This is a genomic window from Paraburkholderia megapolitana (genome assembly GCF_007556815.1).
Lineage (GTDB): Bacteria > Pseudomonadota > Gammaproteobacteria > Burkholderiales > Burkholderiaceae > Paraburkholderia > Paraburkholderia megapolitana.
In genome coordinates this window covers 2,196,489-2,217,522 of the sequence record NZ_CP041745.1, presented here as the reverse complement: position 1 = coordinate 2,217,522, position 21,034 = coordinate 2,196,489, and the positions used below count along the sequence as shown (strand labels likewise).

The following is a 21,034-nucleotide window of genomic DNA, read 5'->3' as shown; positions in this document are numbered from 1 at the left end:
ACATAGAAAAGGTGCCAAATCATACATGGCCGTTGCGTTCGATCCTGGGCAAAAAGGCAAAACCCGCAACACTCCTTTAGGTACCACTGATGTTGCTAATTTATATTATGTCAAATTTGTTGTCCAAGCTGCGCCGTCTGCGGCGAGCAGCCAAGGCAACCTTTTCCGCAACACTGCTTCGACCGGCAGCAAGCTAGAAAATCCAGAATCTCCCGCTTCGAGACGCCTGCAACCTGCAGGCGTTTTTTTTGGACCTCGATCTTACGATAAACCTGCCGACGCCGCGCATCGTGCATACCGCGACGCGTGTTCCGGATATGCCAGTACAGGTTTCGAATTTCTCCCACCACGACAGCCAACTCGGCAGCAGACACCGCTTCACGCGGCCAAAGCTCAAGCTGAGTCACGCAACCTCCCGGACAGACTTAAATCCGGGAAAACGTCCCCCAAACAGCAAAACTGAAGGCTTTTTGACAGTCTTATTCAATGTTATGCCCAATGCATCATCTAAATAATTGTCGTTGCAGAACTCTCATGGCATGCTCGAACCCGCTCTAATCGATCTCAAAGGCTTGCCTGTCATGCCAACACATACCGCTCACAAACACCACAAAGCGCACTCGACGCCGCCCCAGGTGCAGGCGTTCCTAGACACCCATCTTGCCAGCGCGCAGGACATCCAGAGGCGCTACGGCATCCCGGCCGGGATCGTCCTGGCACAATCGGCACTCGAGACCCGCTGGGGAACACGCGTTGTAGCCAATGCGTATTTCGGCATGAAAGGCCGAGCCCCAAACGGCGCTTCCGCTACGTTTGCTACACACGAAAACATCAACGGAACAGCTACCCTCACCCAAGGCACGTTCCGCGCTTACTCCAGCTATGACGACGCCGCGCAGGACTGGGCCGACCAGGTTCGAGACAACCCTCGATTTCGAGAATGCTACCAACGGCAGCGGACTATCACGTGTGCCATGATTCTCGCCCAGAACGGATACGCAACAGATCCACATTACGCAGCAAAACTGCTTACCATCATCCACTCACACCACCTCGACCAGTACGACACGACGGCCCCGTAATGAAACGACGCGCCACTATCTTCGCACTCGCCCTCATTGCCTGCACCGCTGCACAGGCGAAACGACTTGCAGTACCGGATGAAAACGCCGCGACGCTCAAAGCGTCAGCGCTCATTGAAAAATACGAGTTAACGTCAGACAAGATCGAGTGTCTGGACTTCCAGATCACAGATGAAGGCAAGGACTTTCTTATACAGGTCCGGGAGAATCACACACCCGCTTGCGGTGGCGATCCCAATTTCGCACCGACACTGTTTTTCATGAAAATCCGTAAGAGCGATGGCCGGGCGCTCACAGACGACTACGACGCTGAGACTTTCCAACCACTGCGCAAACCAAAACACTGACTGTCAACAATATGAAGCGATGCTCGAACAAATAAAAACAATACTAACGCAGCAGCGGCTAATCCAATGGGTACTCATTGTAGTGACCGTCTGGGTGTTACTTACTCTGCTCGAATACCTAGGTCACTTTCTCAAAAGCACGATGCGGAGAAGGCTCGTATCGTTCAAATGGCGAACACTGACCCGCAAAGGCTTTCTGATCGCACCCGATCCGCGACAGAAACAACGGCTACTCAGACGACTCAATAGATACTCAAAGCACCCTGCTGTGTTGGTCGCAGTCGGATTCGTCCTGACAGGCATCATCGGAAATGGGCTCGTAGCTCTGCAGGAACACCTCCAGCGTGAACGCGAATCTCTTGTGAAAAGCATGAGTGAACTGCGAACGGCATATGACGATCTGTCCGTAGGTTTTGCCGATTACTCGTACCGTGGCAGGCTATTGATTTCGCTGCAGGAACACGGAGCAACACCAAACGAAATAGCCGAAGCACGCAAGACATTCGACGCGGCCAGCGAAAAATGGCAAGAACGGCTTGTCGCCGACTCCCCTACGATTGCCACTCTTCATCAGTTCGCCACCGGCGACTACGGGGCGCTCACAATCACCGAGGACATGAAAGTTGCCACTGATTTGGTCGACGACTGCATTACAAACAATCGACAAGTACACGACCCTAGTTCAACACAACTCGTGCTCGAATGTATGCCTAAGAAGGACGGAGTTACGGCATCTATGCGGTTAGGAATACTGTCTAACTGTATGAAGGTTTTCTCGATGTTCTTACGACCCGACCCGCGACTTGACCTCTACGTTAATGGCGATAATCCTGCGATAAAACGTGCGTCAGGTGTACTCGAAACAGCCTGCGATGTTAAACGTTACTTCGAAACCATAGCAGAGATTTCAAACGCGATGGCCGGTACAGCACCGAGCGCGCGAACTCCAACGCCACCGCTTGTACGGGTACCCACGCATAGATAGCGTCCAATCCGTCGAACTTCGACGCTCTGTACGCGATCCTCGATGACCGTGTGCAGCCGCTCTATGAACACAGACTAGCCGCGCAACAACCGGTAGGGTCACCAAGGCTTGACTCCCGAAATCGACTGAACGTACTCGCTCAGTTGACGATTGATAGATATAGCGATGCCAGCCACGAACATCGCGTAGTCCTTCACGTCGTCCTTCATAATCGCCGCCTTAGCCTTTCCCCGGTGCGCGATCTCACCCCGTAGCGTCACCATTTCATCGAGCTTCTTTCGCGTCGCGTCTGCATCCATCAATATAGTTTTACCCGGTTCTGTACAGTACTCTATCGTCCACCCCGAGGACACGCCGGGAAGCCCAATTGCTGATTCAAAAAGATCATCGATATTCTGCGACTTGGGAGTATTCAACTTCTTGTTTCGAGCGTCCTGAAGAGCGGCAAGTCGTGTCTGCAGCAACACCCTCCAATTGTCACCAGCCAAGTCCCATACCGCAACTTCGTTCGAATTCGCCTTCAATTCTCTCGCTATCTGTTTTTTGATCTCTTTGGGTAGAACGCTCGCATCCTTTGCTGACGCAACAATCTTTTCGAGCGCCTCAGCCGCCACGTCCTCACAAAAAGCCTCCCAAAAAGACGTGGTCAGAACGATACCCGCCCGATTTAGAACTTCCGTTTCTGGTGGGGCCGACGAGTCAGTCATCGCAACCCTGGTATGCAGGTTGTGAAGCGTAATGACATCTTTAATATTTTTCTCGAACGTATTCCAAGCTTCGCTTGCCATTTGTATTCCCCGAATAAAAATTCCCGTAGCCGACTCATTCGAAACCGTCGACGCCCATACACTCTGGGTTTGCGACTAGTCATTGTTAGCTACAACGAGCCCCCTGTCGAGCAAAGGTCGCCGCACAGATCTACCACTCTTCGTATCATCAGAGTTCCCGCGTAACAGCAGTTTTGCAGTGAGGGGTTGCCTAGCCAGCCACAACGCCTTCGTTCCTCGCTCGCGTTACTACCCGCTACTCGGTCCGGCGGGCCGCGCTGAGTCGCGCGATAACCGTTCGCGCTTCGCAACACCACCGCAGCGGTCCATCGCTTCGACAACGTGCCGGACACTCCTGACGCTCGACGCCCAAAAACAGAGGTGCGATACACTCGCCGCAAACAACAGACACCGGGGAACCACATGTATGCGTTATACATCAGGTACGTCGAACTACGCGCCCGCATCGATCGCTTCCGACGCAAGCGCCTGCGAGTAACTCGGCGCGACCAGCAAGCCGCGCTACTCGCCACCATCGCATTAACCGTTATCGGTGGCCTCGCCGCGTTCTCAACGAAGATCGTCCAGGCGGCAATCGCCGCTTTCCAGCAGTTGCACTAACGCGTCAGATTTTCTGAACCTGCAACAGCAGCAGGATTTCAGTTTTCGCCGTCGTTCCCGTATGTCCCGCCATCCATCGCGGCAGGAACGACAAGCCGCTGTTCACACGCGTGTCCTGATCCTGCGTCAGTCCGCCAATCAGCAGCACATCACCATCGGCCACGCTGAACGAGCTTTCGACCTTGCGCGTGTCCTTGGTCGGAGAGTCGTTCACGCCCGTCGTTGTCTTCACGAAACTGCTGATTTCCTCAACGAGGTGCAGGTCTATCGTGTCGCGCTTCACGGTCGGCTGCACCTGAAAAATCACACCCGCGTCCTGATACTGGACGCTCTGCACCGGCGCGGCCGATGCGCTCGGATACGACACCGAGCCGATCACCGGCACCGACTCACCAACGTTCAGACTGGCCGTATCGCCCGAGCGCACGCGAAGATTGGGCGACGTCAACACCTTGAACCGCGAGTCACTGTTCAACGCAGCCAGCGCCGCGCTAAAACCGCCCACAGACAGCCGTATCGCGTTGTCGGTGTCGTGGATGCTCCCGACGTTCAGCGAAGCCCCCACGCGCCCACCTAGCACGCTCATTGCAAGCTGGAACGCCGAATTGTTGTTGCCCGTTTCTGTGACCTCATAGACCCACGCACGCACCGATACATTGCCTACCGGCGTATCCAGATCGGGCAGCAGCTTTTTCAACATCACCACCTCACGCGCCGAACCGACGAACACCAGTACATCGGCCGACTGGTCGATAAGCCCCGCGGCCGATGTCTGCGGTACGTCGCTGGCGACCTTCGCCCCTTCCGGCGTCGCTACCGGATGGTTTTCGGTAAAGCGGCCCTGGAACATCGGTGCGACGAGACGCGAGAGGTAATCGGCATTCCGGTATTTCGGCGTGTACACGAACGTATCCCGGTCGGCCTGTTCTTTCGAGAGCTTCGCCTTTGCCACGTAGTCGACGCCATCGCGTTGCGTCACGCTGTAGCCGAGCGAATCGAGAAACGACGACAGGAACGCGCGTACGTCGCCCTGTGCGCGGTCAAAGCGGAACGACACCGGCCGCGTATCGGTCAGCACGTCCGGATCGATCACATAGGGCGCCTGCAGCAGATCGGCGTAAATCAGGTCGACCACCTGCGCGACCGGCACAAACCGCAGATCGATGCGCGAGCCACCGATGCGCGGCAATGCACCCATCGACGCAATGGTCGGCGTTATCGCAGGGGAAGTAACCGGCGGCATGCCTGGCGGCAATGGAGGCATGCCCGCCGTGCCGGTCGACGGGTCAGCCATTGCCAGGCGGCAGACAGCCAGCAGCGTGACAAGCCAGCGTTTCATTTGGCCGCCCCTGCGAGCAATGAACCCGACTTGCCAGCACCGGACCATTGAGTGACACGCTGGCCGTCGACCACGCCAACGCGCGTAATGCCACTACCGATGAACGCGGCCGGCGACTCGACGCGCAGATGTCCTGCAGCGTCCGCGAGCAGTACCCACGACAGGCCATCTACTGTGTAGCCACCGACCACACGCCACACGTCTGATACGGGCGGCACTGCAGGCGTCGTACTCACCGCTGATGTGCCCGAAGCGGCCGATGCGTGAGCAGCGCTCGCAGCCGCTTTGGCCGCAGCCGGTCGGCCAGGCGGATGAAAAAACCGCCACGCGCCCCACCAGCCCACCGCAACCACGACGGCCATACCGCCAACCAGTAGCCACAGCATCGGATTCGCAAGGACGTTCTGACGCTTGTCAACGGTGCTTTCCTTGCCCGCTCCACCCGCATAGCTCTTGTACAGCGGAAAAATCTCCGGCCGGTACTTGCGCACGAACGTTCCTGTGCGATTGCGGTTCGTCTGTTTGCCCGTTTCGTACATCTCGACGCGATAGCCCTTCGAGATGCCCAGGCTCTTGAGCTTGACCATCACGAACGATAGTTCGATGACGGCGCGAATCGAACGGTGCAGGTCCGCAATGCTCTGGATCATGAGCACCACGTCGCAGGCCACACCCGTTTCCTCATGCACGAAGTGGCGATGCATACGAAAGAAATTCATGTGTTCCGGACTGACCTTTTTGTCGGTCGCCCACAGCTTCCACGCCTCATCAACCACAACGAGGTCACCCGGTTTGACGAAACCCGGTGTCACCGTCGCACCACCCGAGCTTTCCATTTCGACCGGAAAGAAGTCAGCCGCGCGCATGTCGTCGGTGCGAACGTGGACGATTGCGCCGAGGTGTTCCAGTGGCACGCCGCGCTTGCCGTGCAGATAGTCGTGAATCACGTCCTCATTCACGCCGTCGATGTTCGTCACGACACGACGGCCTGCCGCGACCGCATCGAGCAGCGGCCCGGACACAACCTCATACGACTTGCCGGAACCCATCACGCCGCAGTAAGCGTTAATTGCCATGTCGTTAGCCGATCACGGGAATACGGCGGATGATGAAACGCGTGGCGTACGCCGACACCAGCAGCGGCACACCGTAGCCGAACGCGCACAGATCCATGAAGTACCACACGTCGCTACCGATGCCTCCAAACGCGCCAGTCAGTGCCGAGGCGGACGGCAGTATTCCCGCGCTCTGGAGAACGGCGACGAACTCGGTCGTGATGAAGTACATCACGAAATAGGCAAAGAAACGCGCGATGATCGAGCGCACCACGAACCCGAGAACAACATTGAACGCACTAAGCAGAATCCCGAACATGTGCGGCTCCTATGCAGTCAGCAGGACGAACAGCGCCCCGAGCGTGAAAACGAGTACGCACGTCACGTAGATCTGCGTGCGGAATTCTTCGGACAGCGTGCATTGAGCCGTCATCGTGACCGTGCTTCCAAACACTGTCACCGAAGGTTCCGGACACGCTGCGTTATGCGCAGGCAAACCGTAGTGCTGGAAGTCCGGCAGCATGCCGAGGATCGGCGCGAGGATCTGTGTCGCGGTAGGTGTCTGTTCAAGACCCGGCGCACCAATGCCCGGATCGGGACCGATATTGATCTGTGCGCCGCTGCCCGGATTCGTTGCGACCGGCACTGACGATGCAGGATTCGAGGCAGCAGGAATCGACGTACTGAACGGGGCCGTACTCGATCCACCGGCAGCGGTCGTACCCGCACCGCCTGTAAAGCTGCCCACAGTCGGCCACGACGCGCCAATCGAAGATTCAACGCCCGCAGCCTGAGCGCCGGTCACGGGCGCATTCACAGGATACGGAAGCCCTTGATACCCCGGCTGTGACGCGACCGACGACCACAGTGCATCAACGGTTGCAGCCGCAACTTTTGGATTCAGCGAGTCAGCCTGATCCGCAGCACTGGTGCCAGCCGCAGCAGCTGACGGCGACGTTGTCACAGGTGGCGGTGGAGGCGGGGGTTGTTGAGGCGTAAAGGCAGCACACGTCCCTTTCGACGTACCCATACCGGACGCACAAGTTGGGCCCGCCCAGACCGATCCGGATTGAGCAACGGAGAAGCTCGGTACCAAAACCCGCCCGTCAGACATCGTCTGCGTCCCGGTGCAGACCGCTTCGGTGGGCTTATCGAGCGGGCATTTGATATTCCACGATGTGGCCCCGGACGTCTCCATCAATGCTTCCCCCGCCGCATCCGCCGAAGAACCAGTGACCTGACCCACAAACCAGTATCCAGCCCCGGCCGTCAGCGCCGCATAGGGCGACACCGACCCGCCAATGGGCGAGCTTCCGCCCCCCGGAGGCGCACCGGTAGACGGCGGATACACCGACACAGTTCCATCGTGATTGAATTGCCACTTCGTCAACGTGTCGTTGCCGAGCGACACAGGGTACGCACCAAGCATCGCGCCAATACCAGCAGCGGCAGCAACTGCGCCCCATGACACCGCCCCTAGCGCCTCCCCGGCAGCAGAGGCGGCAGCAGCAGCGAGCGCCTCAGCACGTGCACCGATTGCAGCAGCCGTTGCTGCAACACGCGGGTCCGCAGCAGAGAACCCGTTAGCCGCCGCATTCGCCGCGACCAGCGCCCCGAGCGTCGACCCAAACGAGCCGGGAGACGTCTGTGCATACGCCACCTCATGCGGCCCGGTGTACAGCACACCAAACAGCAGCACAGGACACACTGCAATCAACGAACGCACACGCATATCACCCCCTCATGCCCTGAATGACTGCCCATCCACTGAGCAGGCCCCACACGAACATCACGATGTACCAGGCCGTGTTTGAGTCCATCGCTACACCCCGTAGCTGGAAGAAAAAAGGGCGAGCACAAGGCCCGCCCCGCCCCACCTCACGCAGGCACTCGGAATCAGCCCCCGCGCACCATGCCAATGACGATCTTCGCGCCACGCGTCGCCAGCACCACACCGACCACCAGCGCAGCAATCGACAGCACCGCCGCGATGGTCGTGGTGAAGTCGACACCGGCCAGCAGTGCCGTGTAGTCCGGACCCGCAGTCGCAGCGTTCGCAGCAGGCGCAACCGCCACGCCCGCACCGATTGCCACAGCCACACCAGCAGCACGACCCGCAACACCCTTGAGACGACGGAACATAGAACCTCCTGTTTGCAGAAAAACCGGGAAGCGCCCGGTGCGCATGTCACGCTCGCCGCAGAAAATTGACGACCGTTCCAATCCCTAGACACGCGAAATACAGACCGACGACTGACGTAAAGGCGACGCTCCAGAAACCGAACGCCTGTGTGTAGTCGAACGGCGTTGCGATGGCATCGAAGTAGCCCGCGCTCGCCGGATCGACCACATACGCCTGCACGGTGCTGAGATACAGCGGGTTCCCCTTCGCGTCAGTGCCGCATGACACCGGCCCGCCAGCCGACGTCACCGCTCCCGACGCCGTAGAACAGACAACCAACGCTTGCACCGTGCCCGCTGTCATCGCCCAATCCCTCAATGCATCCGTCGTGCGAAGAACACGAGCGGCACCACATCAAACGCCCCGTCGCAGTGATCGCAGCCCGCGTGAACCGCTTCGTCCGCATCACCGAAACCACCCGCATCACGTAGCCGGGGCGTAAAGCTCACGTCACCATCGCGCGCACACAGAAACTCGCCGCTCGTCAGTTCCTGCACCACGTACACCACGGCCCCGTCCACGATTACGCCTTCGTGGCGGCCGAACGCTGAACCGGCTTCAACGCGTGCATCAACGTCTTTTGCGTCTTACCGTTAGTCACGATTTCCAACTCAGCCATCGCGTCGAACGGAAAGGGCAGATGCTTGTACTTCTCGAACTCAACTGACGTGCCGAGCGTGAACTCGCCAACCGCGAAACCCTTGGCGTTACCCTTCGACTCGTCAAGCGCCGTTTCGGTGTAGACCTTGGTGCTATCGAAGGTCGTCCCGTTGTCCATCGAGCCCTTGCTCGCCTTCATCCCCAGTACCTTCACCTGACTCTCGAATTTCATTGCTCCACCTCTCGGTAAAATCGGCTGGACTAAAGACCGTTTCCTCTGGCCAGCCATCATCAGAGGGGTCTAGATCGTTGAACGCATTGACGTGCGGACGCTCATGCATCGGCCTGTCGCACAGTTCGTAATCGGGGACTTTCAGACGCTCGGGCCATTCGCCCGATGTGTTTGTGATCGCATCGAGAAACGCCTCATCGCCGAGCAGCGGACGCAGCACACCAACGTACTTGCCGTACGACGCCAGAATGTTTCGCAGGCTCGCATCGACGTTGATTTCGGCAGACTTGCGCTTGACCTCGATCACCTGCGGAGTGCGGTCTTTCTCGAAGAACCGAAGACATGGATAGCTACCCACGAAGTAGCCGGACGGATCGACCAGCACATCGAGAGGAATCACCCTTTTTTTGTTGTGTAGCTCGACCTCGAAGCGAACCCAAGGCGAGGATTGGTCGCCTTGCTCCATGCCCTTTTCGTAGACGCGGCAGAGCTTGCCGTTACGACGTAGCCCGACGTAGAGGCTACGGCCCTTGCCCACAGGGTTACGCCAGTCGCCGCGATGCTCATGGCTTGGCGCTCGACCCGACGATGAAAACAGTCCATCGTCGTACCACTCGTCAGCCTGATCGACCGTGTACTCACCGTTCATGCAGTCGTGTGCCAGATCGACGCGTGTAATTCCCGGACGCCTGGCAACCTGCGTAAGAAACTCATGCAACCGACCTTCCCAACCCGGTTTTGCAGCAACGCACCCTTGCCCAGTCAGGTTCACGAGCATCGTCCCGCGCTGGCTTGCCCCGCCCATTGCGACATAGCCATAACCGTCGCCAAGCTCCCACGCGTTCAGGTAGAAGTCTCGCCCACGCCTCATATCCGCAGTGACACCGAAGCCGAAAATCTCCGTGAAATGCCTGCTTGCCTCGAACACGAAAGCGTCATCCTCGACCAACTGGATACCCGCCGTTCGGCTCCACGTTTCTTCGCCAATGGTGAATCGAAGCGTATCGATCATCGCGACATGGCCCGCCGTAGGCACACGAACCGCAATCGTTTTGAGTTCGCCGGACTCTGTAACGACGATCTGCAACCGTTCGAGGCTCGCGAGCGGCGCTTTCGCCATTCCCCCCCTGTTAGTCGTGGGGGGGAGAAAGACCGGAGCGCCGCCGCGTGCGTCCTCGGCACTGCGGGCGCACGCGGCGTCGTTCCGGTCAGACATGCAGTTAGCATTACTAACTGAGTGCGTCAAAGTCGAATTCTTGAGTTTGCCCATAGCCCTATGCACTCACCTGAACTGGAACCAGCGTCAACCGGTTCGGCTGGCGGCCCTGGTGGTACAGCGCTGCACGGGCTTTGTCCCGCGCCTTGTCGACGGACACGGCGCGGACCTCGACGGTCGCGATCCGTGTTCCGGTACTCGTGTACGCATGCACTCGATATGCAGACACAGCCACCCCGTTCGGTTCGTTTTTTGGACCGGCCTACCCTGCCGGTTTACCTTTTTGCCGAAACTGCTAGACTGCCGATATCTACAGCAATGATATCTATGGCGTGGATAATAATCTATGCCATAGATAAGTCAAGCCCTTGGAGAACAACATGCGGTCATCGCGCTATCTGGACCAGCTTCGACAAGCGAAGGGATTTACGAACGACACGGAGTTGGCCGACTTTCTGGGCGTGAAACAAAACACGATCAGCCAGTATCGGCACGCCAAAGGCTTCATGAGCAATGACGTGTGCTTGAAAGTAGCTGCGGGGCTGGACATGGACAACCCGCTGCCCGTCATCATGGCGGCCGACATGGACCGCGCCGAGAAGACGGGGCAGAAATCGCTTTGGGAAGTTTTTTTGCCGAGGATGGCGGGACTTAGCGCGGCGCTTGTCCTCGGGGTTGTCACAAATTTTGTGACGCCCTCACCCGCGCAAGCCGCATGTAACCTAGAAAATGGGGTCGGGGCTGTTTATATTATGTAATATCACATATAAACCCATCCACCATCACCTTTAACCACTGGCCAACAAGCCGGTGAAGATGAACTACGCGTAGCGCGCCAGAAACATATCCGCGGCCGCTTCAGCAACCTGCCTCTGTTCGCGTTCACCGAGCGGCCCTTGCCCCATCGTCACTTGCGGCCAGAACGCGAACGCCTTCACCAGCGCCTGTAACTGCAGCGCCGCGAAGAGCGGATCGTCGGTCTTGAGGCGACCATCGGCGGCGGCTGTCCGGATCCACACGGTCAGGTCTTCTTCGCGCTCGCCAAGACGCGCAACCATGTCTCGCGCCCGTTCCGGCGAATGGATGCCAGCCGCGATCGCCACACGTGCCAGCGACAGAAAAGACTCGTCGGTTAGAAGCCGCAATTTGCGGTTCAGCAGATCGAGTAATTGCGCGCGCAACGGTTCGTCGGCGCGGTATGCGGGCGCATCGCCTTTCTGGCTGGCATCCCAAAGCTGATGGAGGATTGCTGCAAAAAGCAGTTCTTTGCTCGGGAAATGGTTATAGACCGTGCGCTTCGAAACGTCCGCCCGGGCAGCAATACGGTCCATGCTGGTCGCGTCGTACCCGGTTGCGAGGAATTCCTCGATAGCGGCGCTGATGATGGCGTCGCGCTTGCGGTCGGTCAGGCGTTGGGGGTTCGTACTCGAATTCATGGTCTAATTTTACACTGATGAGTGTACTTTTCTCGAAAATAAACTACACTGCGGAGTGTAATTTCTCTCCGGATGAGCTATCTCATGACGTCGTTTCAGGGTTTTGTCCGTCGCGCGCTCGGCATGACCACCGCGCAACGCGGCCGCACGCTGTTCACTTCCTCGCCGCAACATGATGGCGAACGCTTTCGCAACGTCAAGCCACGCCCGGTTGAGGGATTCCGCAAGACGCTCGGTATCGCGTGGAACCTGTTGCTCAACAAACCGCGCGGCACGGTGCCGACAGGCACGTTGCCGGTCGAGACGTTGACTCGCGCACAGCTCGATGCGGCGCCCGATCGCAGCCTCTTCCGGCTCGGTCATTCGACGATTCTGCTCAAGCTGCGCGGCCAGTTCTGGCTGACCGATCCGGTGTTCGCCGAACGCGCGTCGCCGTTCCAGAACATGGGCCCGAAACGATTTCATGCGCCGCCCATCGCACTCGCCGATCTGCCGCCGTTGCGCGGTGTGATCCTTTCGCACGATCACTACGACCACCTGGACCGCGAAACCGTGCTCGAGCTTGCGCAAAGCACGGGCGTGTTTCTCACCACGCTCGGTGTGGGCGACCGGTTGATCGAATGGGGTATCGATGCGTCGAAGGTCCAGCAGTTTGACTGGTGGCAAGGCACCGAGGTCGACGGTCTGCAATTTACCGCTACGCCCGCGCAGCACTTTTCCGGCCGCAGCTTGTTCGACGGCAACAGTACGTTGTGGGCGTCGTGGGTGATCGTCGACGATGATCTGCGCGTGTTCTTTAGCGGCGACACCGGCTACTTCGATGGCTTCAAGGCGATCGGCGAGCGTCTGGGACCATTCGACATCACGCTGGTCGAGACCGGCGCATACGACGCGCAGTGGCCATACGTTCACATGCAGCCCGAAGAAACCGTGCAGGCGCACATCGATCTGCGCGGCCGTTGGCTCGTGCCGATTCACAACGGCACGTTCGATCTCGCGATGCATCGCTGGCAGGAGCCGTTCGAACGCGTGACAGCACTGGCTCTCGTGCGCGGTGTCGCGCTGTCGACGCCGCGCATCGGTGAGCGGCTGGATCTGCGCACGCCGCATCAGGGCGAACGCTGGTGGCGTCGTGTCGTCGAGACCGCGGCGCAGCCAAGGGCTAAATGGCGGCTATGCGCTTCGCGTGATACCGGAGATGCGCAGTCTTCGTGATCGCTGGTTCTTGTAAGCGCCACCGCCCCAACATCCGATGAACTTAGGGCGGTCGGCGCGCACCGCGTAACGCTGAGCCCCCAACACTCAAGGGCTACTCACCGACAGCCGCGCCCCCGCCACACACTGATAGCTGCTCGCCAGCTTCGTATCGCCCGTGCCGCTGTACTGCGGATAATCCGGATACACGCACACGGGTCGTTCAAACGCGACACCCGACGCAGGCAGGAAGTTGTCGACGTAGTGCGTCGCGACGAACGACTGCGGTGCGCTCCCCTGCTCCACCCACGCCTGCAGAGCGCTCACGACGTCGCGACTTGCGTCGTAGCTAACGGGTGCAGCATAACCGCCGATCGTATTCGCCCCCGGACCTCCTCCGCAGTGATCCATACCGGGCACCATCACCAGCCGGAAGAATCGCTGCGTCGTATCGAGATCTCCCTGTTGTTGCACGACGTTCTCGAAGTATTCGATCGGCAGCGTCTGCGCGTTGTAGGAATCCACCCATCCCTGCGTCATGACGAGCTTGCCGCCGCGCTGCTGGAACGCAGTGAGATCAGGGCTCGTCGCATTGATATACGGCGTGAGCTTCTGGTCGACAAGATCCGCGCCGCCGGCGAAATCGAACGATGTCCAGTCCCAGTTCGGGTTGTTGAAGAGCACGGTGCCGAGCAGCGGCTTTGCATAGGTCACCGCGTTGACACCCTGAATCAGGGTCCACTCCGGTTCGCTTCCGAATGCGAAACCCGGATAGATCTGTTTGCCGTTGCGCGGGTCCAGCACGGGCGAGTACACCTGCTGCGCCTCGCTCACTTGCGCGGCGCTCAGACACGACGAAGCGTCCTGCCCGCTCTTGCATTGCAACTGCGTGACATCGAAATGGCACGCTAGCGGATTGGCGAGGTAGCCATCCGCAAGCGCGGAAGTCCCCCCGCAGTTCGTCAGTACGGCATGACTCATCACCGACAGCGCAGTCGACGTGAGCAGAGACGCCGGCTGTTTCGCCGGAAGCACCCCGCCCCACATGAAACTCTCCATCAGATGGCTATAGGCCATCCCCGGCGATCCCGCATGAATGCCGTCATAGTCGGCGGGAAAATACTCGGCTTCCTCCATCCCCTCGGCGCCACCGGTCGAACAGCCCTCGTAGTACGCGTGCTGCGCACCGTGCCCGTAGTACGTTTGCGTGATCGCTTTGGCTGCAATCGTCATTAGATGAATCGACGTATGGCCCCAGTCGCTCAACTGAACCGGGTTGTTCATCCACGTGAACGTCGTGGAAGCGATGTGTCCGGTGTCGGTTCCCGCCGCGACGAACCCGCGCGCGGCGGCTGACACGATTCCGCTGTACGGGATTACGCCGCCGAAGCCTCCCGAGCCCACTCCAAACAGACGGCCGTTCCAGCCGCTTTGCGGCAACCACACTTCTATCCCCACCTGCTCTCCGGGTTGCGTGCTGACGGTCGCGACCACTCGGCAGGTTGGCGCAGCCAATGAGCCGGAAGTGCCGGTGATGGACTTGAGATCCGTGCCCGCGGGTATCAACGTGGCGGTCGTGATCGTGGTGTTGGCGATCTGCGTATGCAACAGGCTCGCGCAGTCGGGTGCGATGGCGCTGGCCTCGATTCCATCGCTGGAGCAGCCTGAAAGCGCGGCGACCGACAGCACGACCGCGAGAGATATCAACCCGAATAAATGCTCGCGAACACCGCACGTTGCACGACGGCATAACTGCGTCACGACATCGCGATCGACGCGATGCCACACGAACACCGGGATTCGCGGCATGATTGTCTCCGATTTGTTGTAGATAGCCGGAGCAAGCGTAGAAGTCGCGCATCGATCAAACAATTGAAATGATTTTATGGCAGCAATCACGATGTGTGATCGATGGACAAGGCGGGTCATCGCCCGTTGAGTCGGTCCGACCGGCGATGTCAGTTGTTTCAGGGACAGACATTGCAGCGCAAGCTAGGTTTAATGGTCGCCGATGTCGATTGGATCGTCTGGACGTGTTATGTCTTTTCCATAACGCGGCCGGGTTCAATCTGAAACCGCAACCGCCGCCACCATCGCCCCGTCAATCGATGCTGGTCCCCATCCAACGTTCGTGAACCATCGATGTCGAAATGAGCTCTGCACACGCAGCAACACCCTTCTGGCTCTGGATCGTGCTCGCGCTGGTCATCTGGCGCGCGGTTCGTTCGTTGCGCCCGAGAATCATGTCGGTGACCAGACTATTGATCTTCCCCGCGCTGTTTTCGGTCTGGAGTCTGGGCAATATCGAGCAGCGCGTCGAAGGGCACGCGGTTTCCTTCGTGCTGTTGCTGATCGCGATCGCGGTCGGTTTGTGGGCGGGCTGGATCGTTGCCACTGCGGGTGCAGTCCGTGCCGATCACGAACGCAAGCTGATTGAACGACCCGGCGGAATCGTTCCGTTGATCGTCGTGCTGGTCAGCCTTGGCGGCAAGTTGCTGTTTTTCTCTGGAGGCTCACCAGGCACGGTGGGCATCCTGTTCTCTATCGTGCTTCTGGGCCTGCTGTGGGGACGCACGCTGCACTACGGGATCCGCTACATGCAGGCGCCTCAGACGCCGCTGGGCATGGCGCTAAGCTGAACTGAATTCACGCGCCCCACGCGATGCAACAAACGTAGCCCGCCCGCCCATCGATCCAGCGAAAACAGAGCGGCTGCGGTGCGCGTTCCAGCGAACGCACCTGCAGGCGCTGCACATCGTCCGAGCGAGGATCGACGGTCGTGGCGCGCAGCACATCGGCAACGGCAATACCGAGGCCCGTCGCTTTCAGCAGTGCTTCCTTGGCGGTCCAGCAACGCAGGAACATCTGCGGTTGCACGTCGTCCGGCATGTGGTCGACCTGTGTGTATTCATCCGCGCTTAGCGCAACTTCCGATATTTCCCGCCAGTCCAGCGTGGCATCGAGTTTCTCGATGTCGACGCCGACCGTGCGCCGCGCCGACAGCGCGACCAGCGCCTGGTTGCCCGAATGCGACACGTTGAATGCAAGTGTTGGGTAATCGCGCAACGATGGCTTCCCGTGTGCATTGGTTTCGAATTGCAACGCTTGCGCAGGCTCCCCCGTGCGCGCCGCGAGCAGCGCGCGCAACATGTGGCGGGTGACGATAAAGCATGCGCGGTCCACGAGACGGTGGTATTGGCTCGCGCGCTGCAATTCGGCCGCGTCGAGCGTATGCCGCATCGGCAGTAGCGCGGCTTCGTCTTGCGGGATATCGAGGCGCCACAGTTCAACGTCGAGCGGAAGATCCACGTGCGAGACACGTGTGGCGATAGCGGGATCCAGTCTCACGCTTCCTCGTCCTCTTCCAGCCCCGCCAGCAGATCGTCGACCGCGCGATACACACGCTCGACAACCTCGGGACCGACCTTGCGCTCCAGTTCGCGATAGTTCGCCTCGAGGTCTTTCGATATCACGCGCACGAGATCGATGCTTGCGTCGGTCAGCTCGACAAGCACGCGACGTTGATCGTCAGCGAAGCGTTCTTTTGTAACGAGCCCGAGGCTTTCCATACGCGCCAGCACCCCCGCCATACTCGGACTCGAAATCGTACAGATGTCGGAGATCTGGCGCGGCTCCATCGGCCCCTGCTCATTGAGCGCGCGGATGATGCGCCATTGCTGTTCGGTCAACCCATGTGCGGTGATCAACGGGCGAAAGCGCTCCATCATCTTTTCGCGTGCGCGCAGCAGCAGCATCGGCAGGTTGCGGTGCGAAACGAGCGTGGCATCGGTGACTGGCATGACGGGACCGTTCAATAGCGAGAAAAAGCCGGTGGGCATTCAGCGGTGGAGCGACGCTCTCTGTCAGCTTCGGGGAAAACCCGTGCATGAAGAAAAGTCTGTTGACCGCCAATCTGAGCAGGCTCAATAATACTAACATGTTAGTGTTTCTCGAAACCTCGATGCGCTACCCCTTGTTTGCAGACGTTATTGAACCTCATGTTCGCACTTGCCGACTATCTGTTTCACGTTGAAGGTGACCCGCTACCGCGCGATACCGATGCGCGGACAGCGGCCGCGCTGCTGTCGCAACGTGTGACGTGCGCGGTTCCCATTACAGGTACGGTGTACGGCACACTGCTGAACGACCGTGCCGCGTTGTCCGCACTCGGTGATGCAGTGCATGAGGCGCCCTACAAGTCTCCCCCTAAAGCGCCGATTCTCTACGTCAAGCCGCGCAACACGCTGACCGGTCATGGCACGTGCGTCACGGTGCCGGAGAACGTCGTCGGTGCGAGTGAATCTGGCATCGAGGTCGGTGCATCGCTGGGCATCGTGATCGGACGCACGGCAACGCGCGTTGCTGCCGCGGAGGCATTCGAGTACATCGCCGGGTACACGATCGTCGCCGATCTCAGCATTCCACACGCAAGCGTGTATCGCCCATCGGTACGTTTTCGCGCACGGGATCGCTTCTGCGCGATCGGCCCCGCTATCGTCGCGCGGCGTCACGTCGCGGACCCGGACAATCTATCGATTGCGGTTCACATCGAGGGGCGTGCGCCTTTCGTCGCGAACACGGCGACAACCGTGCGCAGCGTCGCGCGACTGCTTGCCGACGTCACGGAGTTCATGACGCTGTCCGCGGGTGATGTGCTCACGTTGGGCGTGCCGTACGGCTCGCCTGTCGCGCACGCCGGCGATACCGCGATCATGACGATAGCGGACTGGCCGGCGCTGCGTCTGTCGTTCGTCGGCGCGGATGCCATGCAAGGAGACCGGTCATGATGCGCGCCCGCGTTGCCTATGCCGGCGCAATTCATGAGGCGCATCCTGCCGGCAACGGCGTGCAACTCGCCGATGGCCGCGTGCTGCGTGAAGAAGAAGTCGTATGGCTCGCGCCGTTCGAGGTCGGCACGATCTTCGCGCTCGGCCTCAACTATGCGGAGCATGCGAAAGAGCTGCAATTCTCGCAGCAGGAAGAGCCGCTGGTTTTTCTGAAAGGCCCTGGCGCGGTGCTTGGACATCGCGGCTTCACACGTCGCCCCGACGGCGTAGCCTTCATGCATTACGAGTGCGAACTCGCCGTCGTGATCGGCCGCACGGCACGCAACGTCTCGCGCGATGCGGCAATGGCCTGTGTAGCCGGCTATACGATCGCGAATGACTATGCGATCCGCGACTACCTCGAAAACTACTACCGCCCCAACCTACGCGTTAAGAATCGCGACGGCGCGACCGTGCTCGGCCCCTGGCTCGTCGATGCCGTCGATATCGCGGACGTCACGCAGCTCGGTTTGCGCACCTACGTGAACGGCACGTTGCAGCAACACGGCAATACGCGCGACCTCGTCACCGATATCCCCGCGCTGATCGAATACCTGAGCAGCTTCATGACGCTGGCACCTGGCGACGTCATCCTGACCGGCACGCCGGAAGGCGTCGTCAACGTCGAAGCCGGCGACGAAGTCGTCTGCGAGATCGACGGACTGGGGCGACTCGTCAACACGATTGCAGCGGATGCGGTGTTCGGTCGCCGCCAGGCACGGCCCTGATCTGCTTCGCTCCCCGAGAACAAGGACATTGCCATGCGCATCGAACATCTGATCAACGGCCGCGAGCAAACGGGTGCCGACTATTTCGAAACCGTTAACCCGGCGAATCAGCAGGTTCTCGCCGAAGTTGCGCGCGGCACAGCGGCCGAAGTCGATGCCGCGGTGCACGCGGCAAAAGATGCGTTCCCCGCGTGGGCAGGCAAACCCGCGGCCGAGCGTGCGAAGCTGATCCGCAAGCTAGGCGAGCTGATTGCGAAGAACGTGCCGGAAATATCCGCCGCGGAAACCAACGACACCGGCCAGACCATTTCGCAGACGCGCAAGCAGCTCGTGCCGCGTGCAGCCGATAATTTTCATTACTTCGCGGAGATGTGCACACGGGTCGACGGCCATACGTACCCCACCGATACGCATCTGAACTACACGCTGTTCCATCCCGTCGGTGTGTGCGCGCTGATTTCGCCATGGAACGTGCCGTTCATGACGGCAACATGGAAGGTCGCGCCCTGCCTCGCCTTCGGCAATACCGCAGTCCTGAAGATGAGCGAGCTGTCGCCGCTCACGGCTTCGATGCTGGGCCAGCTCGCACTCGAGGCCGGCATTCCGGCCGGCGTGCTCAACGTCGTGCACGGCTACGGCAAGGAAACCGGCGAGCCGCTCGTCGCGCATCCGGACGTGCGCGCCGTGTCGTTCACCGGATCGACGGCAACGGGCAACCGGATCGTACAGACCGCGGGCCTGAAGAAATTCTCGATGGAACTCGGCGGCAAGTCGCCGTTCGTGATTTTCGACGACGCGGATTTCGAACGCGCACTCGATGCGGCAGTTTTCATGATCTTCTCGAACAACGGCGAGCGCTGCACCGCGGGTTCGCGGATTCTCGTGCAACGCTCGATCTACGCGCGTTTTGCCGAGCGCTTTATCGAACGCGCGAAGCGCCTGACTGTTGGCGATCCGATGGCGGACAGCACCACGATCGGACCGATGATCAGCCAGGCGCATCTCGCCAAAGTGCGCAGCTACATCGAACTCGGGCCGAAGGAAGGCGCGACGCTTGCGTGCGGCGGGCTCGATGTGCCGGATCTGCCCGATGCGTTGCGGCAAGGCAATTTTGTGCCGGCCACGGTATTCGTCGATGTCGACAACCGGATGCGCATCGCGCAGGAAGAGATTTTCGGCCCGGTTGCGTGCCTGATTCCGTTCGACAACGAAGCCGATGCAGTACGACTCTCGAACGACATCGCCTACGGTCTGTCGAGCTACATCTGGACCGAGAATGCCGGTCGTGCACACCGCGTTGCCGCTGCGATCGAAGCCGGTATGTGCTTCGTCAACAGCCAGAACGTGCGCGATCTGCGGCAGCCGTTCGGCGGGACGAAGGCATCGGGCGTGGGTCGCGAAGGCGGGACATGGAGCTATGAAGTATTCCTCGAGCCGAAGAACGTGTGTCTGTCGCTCGGCTCGCATCACATTCCGCGCTGGGGCGTATAACCGATCGGCATGCGCATCGCGTTACCACGCGGCGCGTCACTGGAGACATCGATGGGCAAGCTCGCGCTGGCGGCCAAAATCACGCATGTGCCGTCGTTGTATCTGTCGGAGCTGGACGGTCCGCACAAAGGCTGCCGCCAGGCGGCGATCGACGGTCATCATGAGATCGGTCGTCGCTGCCGCGCACTTGGCGTCGATACGATCGTCGTGTTCGACGTGCACTGGCTCGTGAACAGCGAGTATCACGTGAACTGCGCACCGCATTTCGAAGGCGTCTATACGAGCAACGAGCTGCCGCATTTCATCCGCAACATGCCGTATGCGTACCCGGGCAACGTCGAACTCGGCCATCTGATCGCGGACGTCGCCAACGAAATGGGCGTGAAAAGCCGTGCGCACAGCGAGACCACGCTCGAGCTCGAATACGGCACGCTGGTGCCGATGCGCTACATGAATGCGGATCAGCATTTCCGCACGGTATCGGTGGCCGGCTGGTGCATGTGGCACGACCTCGCGACAAGCGCCCGCTTCGGCCTCGCCGTGCGCAAGGCTATCGAGGAACGTTACGACGGCACGGTCGCGATACTTGCAAGCGGCTCGCTGAGCCACCACTTCGCGGACAACGGCACCGCCGAGCAGTTCATGCACAAGGTCTGGAGTCCGTTTCTCGAGCAGATGGACCGCAAGGTCGTCGATCTCTGGGAGGCCGGCGACTGGTCGACCTTCTGCGCGATGCTGCCGCTCTACAACGAGAAATGTTGGGGCGAAGGCGGTATGCACGATACGGCGATGCTGCTCGGTGCACTCGGTTGGGACCGTTACGACGGCAAGGCCGAAGTGATCACGCCGTATTTCGGCAGCTCGGGCACCGGCCAGATCAATGCGATTTTTCCGGTCACGGCATTGCCCGCCTGACCCGATCGCGACCAGAAA

26 protein-coding genes are annotated in these 21,034 nt (G+C 59.8%); 10 read left to right on the top strand and 16 right to left on the bottom strand.

What is annotated here, in order from left to right; translation table 11 throughout:
- Positions 1 to 110: 110 nt before the first annotated feature.
- Entirely contained in the window at positions 111 to 407 is a 297-nt protein-coding gene (locus FNZ07_RS34175) for a hypothetical protein (RefSeq protein ID WP_249040683.1), read from the bottom strand.
- A 132-nt stretch (positions 408 to 539) separates the two neighbouring features.
- Between FNZ07_RS34175 and FNZ07_RS23165 the strand changes: the two genes are divergently transcribed.
- The 3 genes from FNZ07_RS23165 to FNZ07_RS23155 are packed head-to-tail and all read left to right on the top strand — an operon-like array spanning position 540 to position 2,414.
- Complete coding sequence (locus FNZ07_RS23165) at positions 540 to 1,082, top strand: glycoside hydrolase family 73 protein (RefSeq protein WP_091016823.1); 543 nt, start codon at positions 540 to 542, stop codon at positions 1,080 to 1,082.
- A complete protein-coding gene (locus tag FNZ07_RS23160; protein WP_091016821.1) occupies positions 1,082 to 1,429 on the top strand; it encodes a hypothetical protein in 348 nt (115 codons plus the stop codon). The genes FNZ07_RS23165 and FNZ07_RS23160 overlap by 1 nt, the downstream gene beginning before the upstream one ends.
- A gap of 19 nt (positions 1,430 to 1,448) precedes the next feature.
- Positions 1,449 to 2,414 carry a hypothetical protein gene (locus FNZ07_RS23155; protein WP_091016819.1) on the top strand — a complete coding sequence of 322 codons (966 nt, stop codon included), beginning with the start codon at positions 1,449 to 1,451 and terminating at the stop codon, positions 2,412 to 2,414.
- Positions 2,415 to 2,512: 98 nt separating this feature from the next.
- Here FNZ07_RS23155 and FNZ07_RS23150 read toward each other — a convergent pair whose 3' ends face one another.
- The 11 genes from FNZ07_RS23150 to FNZ07_RS33720 form a co-directional block, all read right to left on the bottom strand.
- Positions 2,513 to 3,202 (bottom strand): HEPN domain-containing protein, encoded by a 690-nt coding sequence (locus FNZ07_RS23150; RefSeq protein ID WP_091016816.1) that lies wholly within the window; start codon positions 3,200 to 3,202, stop codon positions 2,513 to 2,515.
- A gap of 604 nt (positions 3,203 to 3,806) precedes the next feature.
- Positions 3,807 to 5,141 (bottom strand): type II secretion system protein GspD, encoded by a 1,335-nt coding sequence (locus tag FNZ07_RS23145; RefSeq protein WP_091016812.1) that lies wholly within the window; start codon positions 5,139 to 5,141, stop codon positions 3,807 to 3,809.
- Positions 5,138 to 6,217: a zonular occludens toxin domain-containing protein gene (locus FNZ07_RS23140; RefSeq protein ID WP_091016808.1), complete on the bottom strand. Its 1,080-nt coding sequence runs from the start codon at positions 6,215 to 6,217 to the stop codon at positions 5,138 to 5,140. Before FNZ07_RS23140 ends, FNZ07_RS23145 begins: the two co-directional genes overlap by 4 nt.
- 4 nt (positions 6,218 to 6,221) lie before the next feature.
- Positions 6,222 to 6,515 (bottom strand): DUF2523 family protein, encoded by a 294-nt coding sequence (locus FNZ07_RS23135; RefSeq protein ID WP_091016805.1) that lies wholly within the window; start codon positions 6,513 to 6,515, stop codon positions 6,222 to 6,224.
- 9 nt (positions 6,516 to 6,524) lie between these two features.
- Positions 6,525 to 7,928 carry a hypothetical protein gene (locus FNZ07_RS23130; protein ID WP_091016803.1) on the bottom strand — a complete coding sequence of 468 codons (1,404 nt, stop codon included), beginning with the start codon at positions 7,926 to 7,928 and terminating at the stop codon, positions 6,525 to 6,527.
- A gap of 164 nt (positions 7,929 to 8,092) precedes the next feature.
- Positions 8,093 to 8,338, bottom strand: a complete 246-nt coding sequence (locus FNZ07_RS23125; protein WP_211367994.1) for a hypothetical protein — start codon at positions 8,336 to 8,338, stop codon at positions 8,093 to 8,095.
- A 46-nt stretch (positions 8,339 to 8,384) separates the two neighbouring features.
- Positions 8,385 to 8,681: a hypothetical protein gene (locus tag FNZ07_RS33725; RefSeq protein ID WP_170275761.1), complete on the bottom strand. Its 297-nt coding sequence runs from the start codon at positions 8,679 to 8,681 to the stop codon at positions 8,385 to 8,387.
- Positions 8,682 to 8,692: 11 nt separating this feature from the next.
- Positions 8,693 to 8,899 carry a hypothetical protein gene (locus FNZ07_RS23115; protein ID WP_091016801.1) on the bottom strand — a complete coding sequence of 69 codons (207 nt, stop codon included), beginning with the start codon at positions 8,897 to 8,899 and terminating at the stop codon, positions 8,693 to 8,695.
- A gap of 2 nt (positions 8,900 to 8,901) precedes the next feature.
- Positions 8,902 to 9,177 carry a hypothetical protein gene (locus FNZ07_RS23110; protein ID WP_322788659.1) on the bottom strand — a complete coding sequence of 92 codons (276 nt, stop codon included), beginning with the start codon at positions 9,175 to 9,177 and terminating at the stop codon, positions 8,902 to 8,904.
- Positions 9,131 to 10,330, bottom strand: coding sequence for a replication initiation factor domain-containing protein (locus tag FNZ07_RS23105; protein ID WP_245811642.1), 1,200 nt, complete (start codon positions 10,328 to 10,330; stop codon positions 9,131 to 9,133). The genes FNZ07_RS23110 and FNZ07_RS23105 overlap by 47 nt, the downstream gene beginning before the upstream one ends.
- Before the next feature lie 154 nt (positions 10,331 to 10,484).
- Positions 10,485 to 10,655 carry a hypothetical protein gene (locus tag FNZ07_RS33720; RefSeq protein WP_170275821.1) on the bottom strand — a complete coding sequence of 57 codons (171 nt, stop codon included), beginning with the start codon at positions 10,653 to 10,655 and terminating at the stop codon, positions 10,485 to 10,487.
- 151 nt (positions 10,656 to 10,806) lie between these two features.
- Here FNZ07_RS33720 and FNZ07_RS23100 point away from each other — a divergent pair, with 151 nt between their 5' ends.
- On the top strand, positions 10,807 to 11,184 hold the full coding sequence (locus FNZ07_RS23100) for a helix-turn-helix domain-containing protein (protein WP_091016792.1): 378 nt from the start codon (positions 10,807 to 10,809) through the stop codon (positions 11,182 to 11,184).
- Between the two features lie 63 nt (positions 11,185 to 11,247).
- Here FNZ07_RS23100 and FNZ07_RS23095 read toward each other — a convergent pair whose 3' ends face one another.
- Positions 11,248 to 11,862: a TetR/AcrR family transcriptional regulator gene (locus FNZ07_RS23095; protein ID WP_091016789.1), complete on the bottom strand. Its 615-nt coding sequence runs from the start codon at positions 11,860 to 11,862 to the stop codon at positions 11,248 to 11,250.
- Between the two features lie 84 nt (positions 11,863 to 11,946).
- Between FNZ07_RS23095 and FNZ07_RS23090 the strand changes: the two genes are divergently transcribed.
- Positions 11,947 to 13,077 carry an MBL fold metallo-hydrolase gene (locus FNZ07_RS23090; protein ID WP_091016907.1) on the top strand — a complete coding sequence of 377 codons (1,131 nt, stop codon included), beginning with the start codon at positions 11,947 to 11,949 and terminating at the stop codon, positions 13,075 to 13,077.
- 87 nt (positions 13,078 to 13,164) lie between these two features.
- Here the strand turns inward: FNZ07_RS23090 and FNZ07_RS23085 are convergent, their stop codons facing one another.
- On the bottom strand, positions 13,165 to 14,865 hold the full coding sequence (locus tag FNZ07_RS23085) for a tannase/feruloyl esterase family alpha/beta hydrolase (RefSeq protein ID WP_091016785.1): 1,701 nt from the start codon (positions 14,863 to 14,865) through the stop codon (positions 13,165 to 13,167).
- A 341-nt stretch (positions 14,866 to 15,206) separates the two neighbouring features.
- On the opposite strand from FNZ07_RS23085, the gene FNZ07_RS23080 reads away from it, so the two are divergent.
- Positions 15,207 to 15,695: a hypothetical protein gene (locus tag FNZ07_RS23080; RefSeq protein ID WP_091016783.1), complete on the top strand. Its 489-nt coding sequence runs from the start codon at positions 15,207 to 15,209 to the stop codon at positions 15,693 to 15,695.
- Positions 15,696 to 15,702: 7 nt separating this feature from the next.
- Here FNZ07_RS23080 and FNZ07_RS23075 read toward each other — a convergent pair whose 3' ends face one another.
- Together FNZ07_RS23075 and hpaR are read right to left on the bottom strand one after the other, a co-directional pair.
- Positions 15,703 to 16,404 (bottom strand): 4'-phosphopantetheinyl transferase family protein, encoded by a 702-nt coding sequence (locus FNZ07_RS23075; RefSeq protein WP_143098139.1) that lies wholly within the window; start codon positions 16,402 to 16,404, stop codon positions 15,703 to 15,705.
- Positions 16,401 to 16,811: a homoprotocatechuate degradation operon regulator HpaR gene (gene hpaR, locus FNZ07_RS23070; protein ID WP_091016904.1), complete on the bottom strand. Its 411-nt coding sequence runs from the start codon at positions 16,809 to 16,811 to the stop codon at positions 16,401 to 16,403. The genes FNZ07_RS23075 and hpaR overlap by 4 nt, the downstream gene beginning before the upstream one ends.
- Positions 16,812 to 17,054: 243 nt before the next feature.
- Here hpaR and FNZ07_RS23065 point away from each other — a divergent pair, with 243 nt between their 5' ends.
- Genes FNZ07_RS23065 through hpaD form a run of 4 tightly spaced genes read left to right on the top strand, consistent with a single transcriptional unit; the run spans position 17,055 to position 21,016 of the window.
- Positions 17,055 to 17,843, top strand: coding sequence for a fumarylacetoacetate hydrolase family protein (locus FNZ07_RS23065; protein WP_091016779.1), 789 nt, complete (start codon positions 17,055 to 17,057; stop codon positions 17,841 to 17,843).
- On the top strand, positions 17,840 to 18,610 hold the full coding sequence (locus FNZ07_RS23060; protein WP_091016777.1) for a fumarylacetoacetate hydrolase family protein: 771 nt from the start codon (positions 17,840 to 17,842) through the stop codon (positions 18,608 to 18,610). The genes FNZ07_RS23065 and FNZ07_RS23060 overlap by 4 nt, the downstream gene beginning before the upstream one ends.
- A gap of 33 nt (positions 18,611 to 18,643) precedes the next feature.
- On the top strand, positions 18,644 to 20,101 hold the full coding sequence (gene hpaE / locus FNZ07_RS23055) for a 5-carboxymethyl-2-hydroxymuconate semialdehyde dehydrogenase (RefSeq protein ID WP_091016775.1): 1,458 nt from the start codon (positions 18,644 to 18,646) through the stop codon (positions 20,099 to 20,101).
- A gap of 51 nt (positions 20,102 to 20,152) precedes the next feature.
- Positions 20,153 to 21,016, top strand: coding sequence for a 3,4-dihydroxyphenylacetate 2,3-dioxygenase (gene hpaD / locus FNZ07_RS23050; RefSeq protein ID WP_091016773.1), 864 nt, complete (start codon positions 20,153 to 20,155; stop codon positions 21,014 to 21,016).
- Positions 21,017 to 21,034 lie beyond the last annotated feature (18 nt).